This window comes from Prevotella sp. C0209C1 (assembly GCF_056583855.1).
This window is the reverse complement of the sequence record NZ_JBWPJP010000027.1, coordinates 19254-34259: the sequence shown is the minus strand read 5'-3', so window position 1 is coordinate 34259 and position 15006 is coordinate 19254. Positions and strand designations below refer to the sequence as shown.

Genomic DNA, 15006 nt, shown 5'->3' with positions numbered 1-15006 from the left:
TTGGCTATGTAATTCCCGCTATTAGGGCTTACTCGGGACTTCCACCCGTTAGAAAATGCTCATGCCGAGCGTACAATGAAAAAGGGGTGTATCATAATAGATACACCCCCTTTTATTTTTAGAAAATAATAAAAATTTTATAAGACTACTAAAAGAAAAGAAACTCTTTGAAACGCTCTTAAAATATCTCCTTTAGTATTTCTTTACAATTATTGCTTTCAAATATACTATCAAAATTTATAAATAAAAATAGCTTATCCATTCATTGATAGTAAAAACTCATCATTATCTTTTGTGCGACGCATTAAGTTGTTAAGAGAATTCATAGCTTCAAGTGCTGTCATATCTGCTATATTTTTTCGTAGAATCCACATTCTATCAAGAGTAGTCTTATCTTGTAGCAAATCGTCGCGACGCGTACTAGAAGCAACAAGATTAACTGCAGGGAATATTCGCTTATTAGAAAGACTGCGATCTAGCTGAAGCTCCATATTACCTGTTCCTTTAAACTCTTCAAAGATAACTTCATCCATTTTCGATCCAGTATCAATTAAAGCCGTTGCTATAATTGTTAATGAGCCGCCACCTTCTATATTACGTGCAGCACCAAAAAAGCGTTTAGGCTTTTGAAGAGCATTAGCATCAACACCACCTGTAAGAACTTTACCTGAAGCGGGTGCTACCGTATTATATGCACGGGCAAGACGCGTTATAGAGTCAAGGAAAATAACAACATCATGTCCACATTCTACCATACGCTTAGCCTTTTCTAATACTAATCCTGCTATCTTTACATGACGTTCAGCTGGTTCGTCAAAGGTTGAAGCTATAACTTCTGCATTGACTGTTCGTGCCATATCGGTAACTTCTTCAGGTCTCTCATCTATAAGCAACATCATAAGATAAGCCTCAGGATGATTAGCAGCAATAGCATTAGCAATATCTTTCATAAGAATAGTTTTACCTGTTTTAGGTTGAGCTACTATTAATGCACGTTGACCTTTACCAATAGGTGAAAACAAATCGACTATACGTGTCGATATATTCATAACATCAGGCTTTCCATTTAAATTAAATTTCTCATTTGGAAATAATGGAGTAAGGTGTTCAAAAGGTATTCTATCACGTACTTCTGCGGGATTTCTACCATTAATTTTATCAATACTTGTTAGTGGAAAATATTTCTCTCCATCATGAGGAGGACGAACATGACATTCTACTACATCTCCCGTCTTTAAGCCATATTGCCTAACTTGATTAGCAGAAATATATACATCATCTGGAGATGAAAGGTAATTATAATCACTTGAACGAAGAAAACCATATCCATCTGACAATACTTCTAAAACACCATTTGCTTTTACAATATCATTAAATTCGTATTGTACTATAGGCATAGCTGCTGGACGAGATATAATTGGGTCATTAATAGAAGCTATAGGAGCTGTAGGCTGGTCGAACATGTCATAATTAGGTATAGCCCCTTGATCTTCTATAGGAATATCTAACACAGTTATAAAATCTGTTCCATCATTAGGATCACCTTCCCATACACTATCATTAACAGAGCTTTCAGGAATCATCTCTTTATTCATACTATTATGAGCCTGCACCTTTTCTTGAAGTTTAGCAAGCAGACTGCTCTCTTCTTCAGTCCACTCTTCATTATCAGCGACTTTCTCTACAGTATTAGAATCCTCTTCCATAGGATTTTCACGCTCACGTAAGGTTTGTTCTACCTCCTGTAAATCAGTAACTATAGCTGATGTTTCTTGTGGATTAAATGCTTCTTTAGATGAAACTTTCGATTCTTTCAAAGCAGCTTCTGCACGTGCAATGGTTTCTATTTCTGTCTTAGATTTACGTCCTCTATGTTTTGGCATAGATGCAAGAGCCTCGGTAGGAGAAACTACCTCTTCTACTGAATTTGGTTTTTCTTCTGTTTCTGCCTCAGAAGATGAGGCTTGGGTGCTCTTCTTTGAATCTAGATTTTCACCAGCTTTACCTTTAACAGAATAAACATGGTCAGTATCCTTTCGCGTAATTCTATTTCTTTTTCGCTTTGATTCTAAAGGATGAGCATTGCCTATCTCTTCTGCAACCTTATCTAATATTGCATATATAAGAGACTCTTTATCCTCATTTTTACTAAATGACACACCATTTTCTAATGCAATACTTTGCAACTCTTGGACATCTTTGTCCGATAATTCTTCTTTGCTTAACATAAATAAACTATGTGTAGGAAATACATTTAAAGAATAATTTTTGTTTCTAACGAATGGAAACAATAATTAAATGTTTTGATTTTGCAAAGTTATAATATTTATATCAGTTTTCCAAAAAATAATATATCTTTTTTATTTATAGTAGATCTACTTAAAAAGCAACTATAGTATGTATTATAGATTATTTTTCTATTGAACAGTATATATGTGCAATATATCTTAATATTTTATTCCTTTGATAACTACTTTTAATTTGTATATTTTCCTTTTCCTATGCAGTGTTTCGTCTATCCATGGCTGTCGCTTGTTTATATTAATGCGTTTTTATATATACTCACATTAACAAACTAAAATTGTGATTTTGTTATTTATATGCTAAAGCTTGTATAAAAAAAGATGTAAAAGACAAGTATTTTGTATCTTTGCGAAAACGAATATATTCTATAAGTATGGAAGAGAAATTCACTTTTACAGAAGAAGAAAAACTTAAAGTAGCATCAATACTAAAGGATTTGCGTGAAATACTTGGAGAAAGTTTCCCAAGTCAAGATATGAAAAAAATTCAAACGCATATAAATAATTCTATTAGCAATAATGAGGTTAAACGTAATATGTTTAACCTTAATCCTATTTTATGTGCTTTACAAACTACACTTATCGCAACTAAGAATATTGGCTTAAAACGAGACTCTGTTTTAGCTATACTTTTATATAATAGTGTACAAGATAATTTCACAAGTATAGAAGATGTAAAGAAAGAGTATGGAGAAGGAGTCGCAAAGATAATACATGGCTTAAACAAAATACAAAATTTATATATTAAAAAACCTATAATAGAGAGTGAAAACTTTCGCAACCTATTGCTTTCATTTGCTGAAGATATGCGGGTTATCCTTATCATGATAGCAGATAGAGTGAACCTAATGCGACAAATCAGAGACACTGCGAATATAGAAGCTCGAAATAAAGTAGCAGAAGAGGCTAACTATCTATATGCACCATTAGCTCATAAATTAGGATTATACCAGCTTAAAAGCGAATTGGAAGACCTTTCCCTAAAATATCTTGAGCATGATGCTTACTATTATATAAAAGAAAAACTAAATGCTACAAAACAAGCACGCGATGCTTATATAAAAAACTTTATAGAACCTGTTCAAAGGAAATTATTAGATGCCGGATTACATTTTTATATAAAAGGTAGAACAAAGTCTATACACTCTATTTGGCAAAAAATGAAAAAGCAAAAGTGTAACTTTGAAGGTATTTATGATCTTTTTGCTATACGCATTATACTTAATTCTCCTATAGAAAAAGAAAAAATGCAATGCTGGCAGACATATTCTATCATTACAGATATGTATCAACCTAATCCTAAGCGACTAAGAGATTGGCTTTCTGTACCAAAATCTAACGGATATGAAAGTTTACATATCACAGTTTTAGGACCTGCAGCTAAGTGGGTAGAAGTGCAGATACGTACAGAACGTATGGATGAAATAGCCGAACATGGATTAGCTGCTCACTGGAGATATAAAGGTATCAAAGCAGAAGGAGGACTTGATGATTGGTTAGCCTCTATACGTACAGCTCTCGAAGCTGGAAACAACTTAGAGGTAATGGATCAATTTAAATCCGACTTATATGAAAATGAAATTTATGTTTTCACCCCCAAAGGAGATCTTTTAAAGTTTCCTAAAGGTTCTACAGTGCTTGACTTTGCATACCACATTCATTCTCGTATAGGGAATCAATGCGTTGGAGGTAAAATAAATAGTAAGAATGTATCCTTACGTACAGAGTTACATAGTGGAGATACTGTAGAGATTCTTACAAGTACTAACCAAAAACCAAAACAAGAATGGCTGTCTATAGTTAGATCATCAAGAGCTAAAGCAAAAATTCGTTTAGCTATAAAAGAAACACAAGCTAAAGAAGGACTACTTGCCAAGGAATTATTAGAAAGAAGATTTAAAAATAAAAAAATAGAAATAGAGGAAGGTACTATGATGCAACTGTTAAAGAAATTAGGATTCAAAGAAGTGTCCGATTTCTATAAGCAGATAGCTGTAGGTAAACTTGATCCTAACAATGTTATTGAAGAATATCAGAAGGTATATAACCATGTTCACAACTTAAATACGCCAAAAGAAGCTGAAAGTGCCGAAAACTATGCCTTTAACAATAAAACAGACGAAATTCTTAAAACAAATGATGATGTTTTAGTGATAGACCAAAATCTAAAAGGTATTGATTTTTCGTTAGCAAAATGTTGTCATCCTATATATGGTGATGAAGTTTTTGGATTTGTTACAGTAAATGGTGGCATCAAAATTCATAGAACAAACTGCCCCAACGCTACTGATCTACGTTCGCGTTTCGGATACCGCATTGTAAAAGCACGATGGAGTGGTAAGGGTATATCACAATATGCTATCACTCTACGAGTGATAGGTAATGACGATATAGGTATAGTAAGTAATATAATGAATATTATTTCAAAAGATGAAAAAATAACCTTACGCTCTATCAATATTGATTCACATGATGGACTTTTTTCAGGGAACCTTGTTGTTATGCTTGACGACAACTCTCGCCTCAATCTTTTAATAAAGAAAATTAATACCGTAAAAGGCGTAAAGCAAGTTATAAGAATATAATAAACTGAAAAATTCTTTCTACTAAAAACGTTTATTAAGATTTTATCTTTAACATTAAGTAAAATAATTAATTCTGAATATTTTTTATATTATTATAAAATTGTTATAAGGGTATGCTAAAATAGGCATACCCTGTTTCATTATTTATAACTTATTTAAAAGCAGCAACTTTATAACTTTTGTTAAGTTACTGAATATATAAAAAATAATAGCCTTTTCTATTTTAAATACTTACTAATAGCTTCACCATATATCCTATAAATACTACTATTAAGCAAAAACCCTCCCAACGCTCAATGGTATATTTTGTAAAAGATAAAAACCATATCAAGATCATGGATATTACCATAATAGAAAGATCAAACATTGTTATTCCTTGCAGCAACATTGGATGTATTAATCCTGTAACTCCTAATACAGCAAGAATATTAAATATATTAGAACCTATAACATTACCTATAGCTATACCACTATCGCCTTTACGAGCTGCAACTACACTTGTAGCAAGCTCTGGTAATGATGTTCCGCCAGCTACAATTGTTAAACCTATTATTGCATCAGACACACCTAATGATGAAGCAACTTTAACCGCACCACTTACAAAAAGATTACTACCAAAAATAAGACATGATAAGCCAACTATTATCCATATGACAGATATCCATATTTTCTTATGCTGCTTTTCTGATATTATATTCTCTGACATAATAGACTTGTTATTAGCTTTATCAATCTTCACATCACTTTTTGCTTCCTGTAAAGTCTTTATCATAAAGATAATAAACATAGCAAATATAATACCAGCATCAATCCTTCCTATCATACCATCATAACAAAGCATCATTAATACAACAGAAGAAACTAAAGCAAAAGGAATATCTTTCTTTATAGTAATAGGTGTTATTAGAATAGGACTAAACATTGCAGAAACACCCACTATGAACAAACTATTAATAATATTAGAACCTATAACATTACCAATAGCTAAATCTGATGTACCTTTTAAAGCCGAAACCAAACTGACACTAAACTCGGGCATACTTGTTCCCATTGCTACTACAGTTAAGCCTATAATAACCTGAGAGACTCTCATTTTTTGTGCTATGGCTACAGACCCATCTGTAAGTTTGTCTGCTCCCCATAATACTAAAGTTACTCCTATAAAGATAAATCCTAAATTTAATAACATCTATATTTTATATTTTACCGCAAAGGTACTAAAAATAAATGTATAAAATATTTCAGTATAGAATATTCCTGTTTTATTATCATCTCTCTAAAAACTTAAATTATATCGAAACCTATTTATTTTATCTTTAAAAAGATATATAATCATATATTGTTTAAGATATATTTAGGAATTAAGCAGTTTTCCTGTATATGTTTAAAAAGAATTATTATCTTTGTATGTTATTTAGATATAGCATATATAAAAATATTTAATTAAAATACAAATAAGTATGAATAAGACTATTCTTGTTACTGGAGGAACCGGATTTATAGGTTCTCATACCGTTGTAGAACTTATAGAAACAGGATATGATGTTGTAATAGTAGATAATCTTTCCAATTCTAAGATAGAAGTGCTTGATGGAATAGAACAAATTACAGGTGTTCGTCCTGTTTTTGAACAAATTGATTTATGCGACATTAAATCTACAGAAGATATATTAAGAAAATACTCTAAGATAGAAGGCATTATCCACTTTGCAGCCTCAAAAGCTGTAGGAGAAAGTGTGGAGAAACCTTTACTTTATTATAAAAATAATATTATATCATTAATAAATTTATTAGAATTGATGCCCAAATATGATGTCAAGGGGATTATATTTTCTAGCTCTTGTACTGTTTATGGGCAACCTAAAAAAGAAGATTTACCAGTTTCAGAAAAAGCACCACATCAAAAAGCTACATCACCATATGGTAACACAAAGGAAATTAACGAACAAATAATATATGATTATATTAATAGCGGGGCAAATATAAAGAGTATTATATTGCGTTATTTTAATCCTATAGGCGCACACCCTTCAGCTTTAATTGGTGAGCTGCCAAATGGTGTACCTAACAATCTGATTCCATTTGTAACACAGACAGCTATAGGAATCCGTAAAGAACTAATTGTTTTTGGTAATGATTATAATACTCCAGATGGAACTTGTGTGCGTGATTATATTTATGTAAAAGATTTAGCCAAAGCACATGTAATTGCTATGGAACGTGTATTAGAAAAAAATACTGATAAAATAGAATATTTTAATATAGGTACAGGTCGAGGTAATTCTACTCTTGAGATTATAAATACTTTTGAAAAGGCTACGGGGGTAAAACTTAATTGGAAGTTTGGTAATAGGCGAAAAGGTGATATTGAGCAAATATGGGGAGACTGTACACTTGCTAATAAAGTACTTGGCTGGGAAGCAAATACACCTTTAGAAGAAGTCTTAGCAACAGCATGGAAATGGCAACTGAAATTGCGTGATAAAGGAATAATGTAATATTTTACTTTAAAAATAAAATAGCCCTTATACGTTACCAAACATATAAGAGCTATTTCTTATATAAAAACAAAAATATATGACATTTTATCTTTTCTCATAAGGTATTATAAGTTTAAAGCCTCTTCCAACAAGTACTACATACCTCTCTTTTACATCTTGTATATATAATTTATATTTACCTTCTTTTATAGAGCTAAACTCATCTGGGTAGCTAAGACTTAGTTTAGCTTCTATAAAACTACCTTTTTGAGGATTTGTTATGGCTGGAGTAATCTTAATCGTTTTCTTAGAAGTTGTAGGGTTTGCTTCATTGCATATCCAAGTTCCAACTCCTTTACGATGTACTACAAGAGTGTTGCGATATAACTCGCTTAAACTTCGTGAAGTTGTGCTATAAGCTCCTAACCCATTAGTCTCTCCTTTACATCGTACTTCAACTTTGATAGTTTTTGTTTGATTATTTTCTCCAACTATATGTAGATAAGCATCGCCCTCACAGTATGTATCTATTTCTATAATATTAGTTTTTGCATTCCATTTCACTTTCTTTAAAATATTCATAGGATCTTCCACTTCCATTTTGGCTAAGCTTCCACCCCCGTTAATACTTATTGAACGGTTCTCATCACGTGGAAACAATCGTATAATATCTTTTGTAGAAGTAATATTAGGTACTATTATGTTTATATTTAATTTTCGACACTCATCGCCAGACCATATAGAAGCGTAAGTTTTACCTTCTAATATTCCAGTAATACGCAATGTGTCTTCATTGATATTAACGGTCGCCAGCTTAGAATTGTTAACATTACTTTTATACTTACCAGTACCTCCTTTTAATATAAGCATACGAGTAGTATATGTAAATACATCAATAGATGATGAGTTTTCATCTCCTATCAATATTTTAGATTGTTCCAACCCTAACTCGTTGTGGCATGCAGTTAGCGATATGCTTAATATTGCCACTGCTAATAAGTTATATATATGCTTCATGTTAATTAGATTATTTTACATTTAAGTTATATTCTAAAGTCCAATCTTTGCCATCACTTTCTGTAATGTTAATTACAAATAGATGTTTACCCGATTTATTAAAAACTAATTTATATCCATCTATAGGTATATATGGATTTCCATCAAGAGTATAAGCTATTTTGGCATTAGTATCATATAAGTCATTAAAAAACAATTCGATAGTTCGGGGTATATCTCCAAAGCCTTTTATTTTATATACATAAGGAATGCGATTTTCATCATCACGTTTTACCATAATAGGTTCTGTTAATATATTTTTTTTAGCGATTTTAGATTTTTTCCCATCACTCTTAATCGCTTGCACTCCTATCGTATATGTAGTATTAGGTTGTAGTTTTTGCAATATATAGTTAGTACTATTTATAGTGGCAACTATTTTATCATTTAGTAAAATATTATATTTTATACCATCAATTTGAATAGGATGCCATGATATAAAGACCTCGCGTTGTTCTGCGGAAGCCTTTATCTCGTAAGGCATAGGTATTTCTTCTGAAGTAGTGCCACTTTTTATTTTCCTAAAATCAACATCATCTATAAGTAAATAGTTATTGGCATCAGAAGTCTCTTCTTTCATCTTAAAAGAAAAACCAGCTTTATCTACTCCTTGCGGTGCAACAAAATCTATAGTTTTTTGTTTCCATTCAGTAGGGGAGGCGTCTGTAACCATGTCTTTCTTTTTTGTCGATTCGTGTGTTGTATTTCCTTTATACCATGTTACTACTGAAAAACAATTCGCTTTTTTTAATGTTCCTTTATACCAATATTTAAGACGATATGTGGCACCTGGCTCAATACTTATGTAATTATAATTGTAAGATTGATCTATTGAAGTAAGTGTTTGTTCTGTCGCAAATAACTTAATGGAAAAATTACCACTGTGAGCTTGGGTTGATTTTCCAAAGTTATAACCAGAAGAATACCAATATTTTGGCTTTTCACTAAGTCCACCAGTGCGCCATTCCTCAAGTCCACCATTTAATATCAAATTGGACTGTGCATTAACAGTTACATTTAATGTACAAAAAAAGGATATTAGAAATAAAATTTTATGTAAACCCATGCTTTTTTCTTTTTTATAATATGTAAAAATTATCATAGTATACGCTGCTTTATTTGCGCCACAGTATAGGCTATAGAGCCAGTAATAGTGGAATCTCCTTCTAAACGCTGCTTATCCCATAATCCGGAATTTTGAGTAAGTGCGCCTAAAAGCGTTTGTACCTCATCAAAGGTATATAATGGCTTACCTTCTATATTTACGGCAAACTGCAATGAGAATATAGCCCCATATGCACGTGATAAGAAAACTAAAGCATTACTTATATCTTCGTCTAAATTTACTTTAGTAATTTCTCCAGATAATAGTTGTATGGCATGCACAGTTGCTACTTTAGAAAGTTCTTGTCTAATTATATCAAGACACTTTCTCATCTCATCAAATCTATATTCTGTCATGGCTAATCGTCCTATAGCAAAAGCATTATAAAGTTTAATACGACTACCCTTTAAAATATTACGCTCATTTTTTTGTACTATAGGTAACCAGTATTGATAATACCCATAAGCTAAGTCCCAATGATGTTCCAGCTCTGTATAATTATGTCCATTTACAAGAATAGAAGATTCTTGGTCTTTTAAAAGTCGTTGATCATTATATAATTGAGGGTTAAGATGTACGTTCAATATTTTATCTAAATAAATACTACCTCTTATCATTTCGTTATATACTTCTGCTACAGCCAACCCTTTATTATTAACGAAAGCTAAGTTAACATCTCCAATATTATAACCTAAATATCCTCCCTTACTTGTTTGGGCTTTAGTGTTGCGTACATCAGCGGGACGCTTATACCCATAGCCACTTAAAGCGCGTGAATCATTGAATAATTGTTGAAAAGTAGCGAGAACACGTTCTCTGTCAACTCTATGCGCCATAGATGTAGCTATTTCATCAAAGGGTGCTTTACCATACACGCCTTGTTTAAAATATTCATTCATTCGTTCTTGCTGTGCGCCATTTGATATACGTGCCTCTTTCATGAAAGATTGATATATGATATCAACAGGTTCTTTTAACAGACTACACTCTAAAAGGTCAACACTGCTCTCATTGTTCCTGCTAAATTTATACTCTGGATCGGGTAATGTAGGAATAATGTATGACGACTCAATTGTTTCGTCTTGCCATGTTGTACATGATATTATAGAATTAGATATAACTACCCATAATATAATGATATAAAACGATTTATTAGCTTTATTTTTCATAATTTTATTTTCTAATCTTTAGGGTAATATAATATATCCACAGAATGGATTTTTTATTAAATTAATACCTTCTTCATTTTGAAACTGCTCTATATGCAAAGGGCGTACAATAGTAAAACCATCATTAGATATAGCTGAGATATTAGCGCGTACCGATGAATTGCTCGGTCCTCCACCTTTTACTTGCAAAAACATAGGGAAACCCGATAAAGCTTGATAAATTATTTTAAGCTCTTTCCCATTTTTAAGTATTTTGATATTAGTATCCTCAGTATTCTTCTCAGGATTATCATCAGAGTTGTCATCAGAATCGTCATCAGTGTTTCCTTCCGGCTCATCTTCTTTGTCATCTTCAGAAGAATAATCTTTAGATGTAATAGTCTTTAATTTTTTATTAGCATCAATATATCTAATAATGTAAGTAGAGGAAAGATCCTCGTCAGGTATTAAGTTACCTTGCAAATCTTTCTCAAAAAAAGTACATGTCAGTGTTATGGTGTAAGTACGTTTCTCTCCTTTAATATCTACTCCTGGATATATATAGCTTTGTTCATTCATATCTATGCTTGCTAATTGCAAAGCTTGATCATCATATGATATTTTAGGCTTATCTATCCCTTTAAAAGGAAAGAGTTTATCATAATCTTCATCTGTATCGTTATTTACGCCAGGTAAACATGCTGATAGTAAGACTATGTTAAAGATACATAGAATTATATATATATTCTTTTTCATACTAATAATTATTACATATTGTTATATCTTATTCTATAATAGGTACATCTTTGATAATTGCTTTCAATCCTGTTATTTTTCCTTCAGGGTGTAAATGTTTACTTACAAGCCTTGTTGCTTTCCATTTTGGATAATATACTTCTACAAGTTCAGCTTCAAAATTATTATTAACACGTTTAAAGTCGGCAAACACCTGTTTATTATTTAATCGTAATCCTGCTTTAAAAGTAATACCATCAGGAGTTCCACAATACCCTGACCCCAGTACGGAAAATTCTTTAGGAGGATAGTCAGGAATAGGGTTAGGTTTAGTAACCTCCATAAATAGGTAATATCTTTGTTTCTCAGTAGTATTTGCACGTCCTCCATTTCTACCAAGATAATAATCGCTTTGAAAATAAACACGTCCACCTTTATGTATATACAACTGTGGATTTTTCATCTTTTCAAATATTCTTCTATTATCGTATGCTTGTTTTACAGCATTATTAAAGTCTGACATATTCTTTAAAGGCTTCATTATAATATATTCACATGCAGGTCTTAGATAAGAAGCTGTTTTAAACACTAAAAAACCTTCTTCGTTATGTCCTTGATATAACCAATCACAAGCACCGCCATAACTATCATTAACCAATTTGTGTATATAGTTTGTAGTGAGAAAAGTAAGTTGAGTACTACTATTTGCACCAATCTTATATTCACTTGTTGTGGTAGTGGAAATACTTTGTTGATCCATATCAGCACGCATCTCTACTTTTCCTTGTTGTAGGAATCTCATGGTAAAACAAACTCCACCATAACCATATCTATCGGTACTATATTGATACGAATCCTTTATTTTATCACTTAAATTAGAAAATAATAAAGAGTCTGTTTTAGGAAAATATAAAACCAGCCATCCTGCCTTGTTGTTAACTAACTCTGAGTTTAGCGTTTCAATAGCTTGTCTCTTACGCTGAGTAGGTGTTTTATCAAACTCTTTTTCGTCCGTTTGACAGCTATAAAATATGCAACTAAGTATAGTAAATAATATATATAAAAGATACTTCATGTTATTTTTTGTTTAGATATTTATCCAAAGTTCTGATGCTTTTAAGTTGTATTGTAAGCAATTTAACATGCCAATTGTCCCAAGTGTATTTTTCGACAAACGCTTTTTTTGCTATAAAATCATGGTAAGCACGTTCTGCTTCTTTTTTATAAGTATTATTTACTTCTGGATCAGAATCTTCATCTGGTGTTTTAGCTTCTTCTTCTGCTTTATTAAGCCTTGATGGTTTAGATGTTAAAATAACGCTTAACATTTCTGCCATATCATCTTCTGGATTTAGCATGGAAAGATAAGTGAAAAAACCACGCTTATTAGCATAACTTGTCAATCCTATATCATTATTAGCACCTTTTATATCGGATAATAATTGAGTGTCATTTATATATTTCCCATCACTGATAGTGGCAAATGTTTCTCTATCATATGGTATTTGTTCTAACATTCGTTTCATCATCTGATGATATACACTGCGAATAAGTCTATAAACTTTCTGCTTATCTTTAGCATCAAAATCATTAACATGGTAAATACTCATTTCTACAGGTTGTGATGCTATATTATACATACGCTCAACACTGTTTTTATCAGGATTTCCACCACCGTATAATGTAATGCGTATAGGTAAGCAATAATTAAGTAGGCTTCCTTTACCTTCTATTTGAATATCCTTAAAAGTGTCAAAACATAAAGTCCCAATAGCATTAAGTACTTGTTTTATGTTTGTAGTGTCAGGAGGGTAGACGTAAACTCCGTTTTGACTATTATTCTTTTGCCACTGATATATTACTTCAGGACCATACACTTTGGTAAAATTTTCTTCTATCCATTGTGCTGTTTGTGTTTGAGTAGTATTTCTGTCTATGACACTATCATCTGATAGCGTATCATGCTGACAAGATGTTGTTATAAATATCCATAGAACAGCATATACTAAAATATATTTATGTATGCTCATTTTGTATCGTTATAAATTATCTGTTATATATATTTATCTAATCGGTTCTTTGCGCTCACGTGGGTTAGGATCTAATCCGTTGTTTTGTGCTTCTATTGGGATTTGTAGCACCTTACGCGGATCATATTTCTCTAAAGGGAAATAATATTTAGACTTAGTATCACGTTTTACGCTTAAATGAAATCTCCTAATGTCAAACCAACGCAAGCCTTCTCCAAAAAACTCTTTTTGTCTGAAATCTGCAAATAGTTTTACTAATGCAAGCTGTTTTAAAGTCATACCATAGAAAGGTGTATATTCATCATAATTGTTTTCGCTTGTGCGCATATAAATATCTCTTTCTATAGTGGGTATAAAGCCGAACTTACCCTGCATATATTGTAGATAATCATTTATTGCATTATCATACTGCTTTAGCATAGCATAAGCCTCCATTCTATTAAGCAAAGCTTCATCGGCTGTAAATAACACATTGCTAACATAAATACCTCTTGGCTTTATACCAATGCTTTCAGTAGTAGACAACTCATCAAATTTAGCAATGTATTTACCATTTACTATAAGCGATGGTGAATAGATAAATGGATATGTACCTTCAAAAGTCATTTTTGAGAAATCTCCTCCACCTTCAATGCCTCTTTTATTGAATATTTCATTAACAGTTTGCTTGGTTGCTCCATAACGGTCTATAGGCATCTGTCTTGCCCATCGTGATTCTGTTGTACATATTAAAAGATTAGCAGGCTCATCAGGCGAAGTGTAACGTGTAAACATACGTTGCCGTTTAAACTCAAATTGATGTGAATATTCTATCCAATTTCTTAACATCGTTTTAGGATCTGCTCCTAAAACATAGTTCGTATAATCTATTACTTTTTGCCAATCTCCTTTCATTAAGTAGAACCGAGAAGCAAAAGTGTAAGCTGCTTTTTTATTAAAATGGTACTTAGGATGCTTATAATACCTATCATTAACTAAAGTTATTCCACGCTTTAAGTCGGCTTCTATCTTATCATACACCTCTTTTACAGTACCTCTTTTATAAGATATCAGTGCGTTTTTCTCAGGCTTAGTAATATAAGGTATACCAGGAGATTGTTTTGTGTTGTCATAAGGCTCTGCCCAAATATTTACTAACATGAAGTGAAGATAAGCTCTTAACAAAAAGGCTTCTCCATATAGGGCTTTAACGCGCTCTGTCTTAGGATAGGCTTTTAGCATTTCTAAAGCTTCATTAGCCTGCGCTATACCTTTATAGCAACTATTCCAATAATTCAAAGGTGTATCTATATCTTCTTGGTTATCATCTTCCCAATAAAACATTTCTTCGTTTAATTGTGTATGTGTACCATTTGTCCTAAGGCCAACATTATCGGTACGAGGTTCTAAGAAAGGAATATAACTTGCTTCAGGGTAGGCTCCAGTTAGCAATTGCGCTATACCTTTTTCGTTATTAATATTTAAATCAATATCAGAATCGGGTACTTTTGATAAAAAATCGTTACACCCACATAGAGCAATAGTGGTGAAAATTAAGATATATTTATATAGATATTTTTTCATT

Annotated in this window: 11 protein-coding genes; 2 read left to right on the top strand and 9 right to left on the bottom strand. The window is 32.0% G+C overall.

What is annotated here, in order from left to right:
• Positions 1–254: 254 nt before the first annotated feature.
• On the bottom strand, positions 255–2228 hold the full coding sequence (gene rho, locus AC1DCD_RS07890) for a transcription termination factor Rho (protein WP_464641034.1): 1974 nt from the start codon (positions 2226–2228) through the stop codon (positions 255–257).
• Positions 2229–2677: 449 nt separating this feature from the next.
• Between rho and AC1DCD_RS07885 the strand changes: the two genes are divergently transcribed.
• Positions 2678–4888, top strand: coding sequence for a RelA/SpoT family protein (locus tag AC1DCD_RS07885; protein ID WP_464641036.1), 2211 nt, complete (start codon positions 2678–2680; stop codon positions 4886–4888).
• A 223-nt stretch (positions 4889–5111) separates the two neighbouring features.
• Here AC1DCD_RS07885 and AC1DCD_RS07880 read toward each other — a convergent pair whose 3' ends face one another.
• Positions 5112–6077, bottom strand: coding sequence for a calcium/sodium antiporter (locus AC1DCD_RS07880; RefSeq protein ID WP_464641038.1), 966 nt, complete (start codon positions 6075–6077; stop codon positions 5112–5114).
• Positions 6078–6348: 271 nt separating this feature from the next.
• On the opposite strand from AC1DCD_RS07880, the gene galE reads away from it, so the two are divergent.
• Positions 6349–7386, top strand: a complete 1038-nt coding sequence (galE, locus tag AC1DCD_RS07875; RefSeq protein WP_464641040.1) for a UDP-glucose 4-epimerase GalE — start codon at positions 6349–6351, stop codon at positions 7384–7386.
• A gap of 87 nt (positions 7387–7473) precedes the next feature.
• On the opposite strand, the gene AC1DCD_RS07870 is transcribed toward galE, so the two are convergent.
• The 7 genes from AC1DCD_RS07870 to AC1DCD_RS07840 are packed head-to-tail and all read right to left on the bottom strand — an operon-like array spanning position 7474 to position 15005.
• Positions 7474–8385, bottom strand: coding sequence for a hypothetical protein (locus AC1DCD_RS07870; RefSeq protein ID WP_464641042.1), 912 nt, complete (start codon positions 8383–8385; stop codon positions 7474–7476).
• A gap of 10 nt (positions 8386–8395) precedes the next feature.
• A complete protein-coding gene (locus tag AC1DCD_RS07865; protein WP_353585722.1) occupies positions 8396–9526 on the bottom strand; it encodes a fibronectin type III domain-containing protein in 1131 nt (376 codons plus the stop codon).
• On the bottom strand, positions 9523–10698 hold the full coding sequence (locus AC1DCD_RS07860; protein WP_353585721.1) for a DUF4856 domain-containing protein: 1176 nt from the start codon (positions 10696–10698) through the stop codon (positions 9523–9525). Before AC1DCD_RS07860 ends, AC1DCD_RS07865 begins: the two co-directional genes overlap by 4 nt.
• A gap of 18 nt (positions 10699–10716) precedes the next feature.
• Complete coding sequence (locus tag AC1DCD_RS07855; protein ID WP_353585720.1) at positions 10717–11433, bottom strand: hypothetical protein; 717 nt, start codon at positions 11431–11433, stop codon at positions 10717–10719.
• A gap of 28 nt (positions 11434–11461) precedes the next feature.
• A complete protein-coding gene (locus AC1DCD_RS07850; RefSeq protein ID WP_353585719.1) occupies positions 11462–12487 on the bottom strand; it encodes a DUF4302 domain-containing protein in 1026 nt (341 codons plus the stop codon).
• Between the two features lies 1 nt (position 12488).
• Positions 12489–13442: a putative zinc-binding metallopeptidase gene (locus tag AC1DCD_RS07845; protein ID WP_464641045.1), complete on the bottom strand. Its 954-nt coding sequence runs from the start codon at positions 13440–13442 to the stop codon at positions 12489–12491.
• 33 nt (positions 13443–13475) lie between these two features.
• The gene (locus tag AC1DCD_RS07840; protein WP_464641047.1) at positions 13476–15005 is read right to left on the bottom strand and encodes a RagB/SusD family nutrient uptake outer membrane protein; all 1530 of its coding nucleotides are present in this window, start codon (positions 15003–15005) and stop codon (positions 13476–13478) included.
• Position 15006 lies beyond the last annotated feature (1 nt).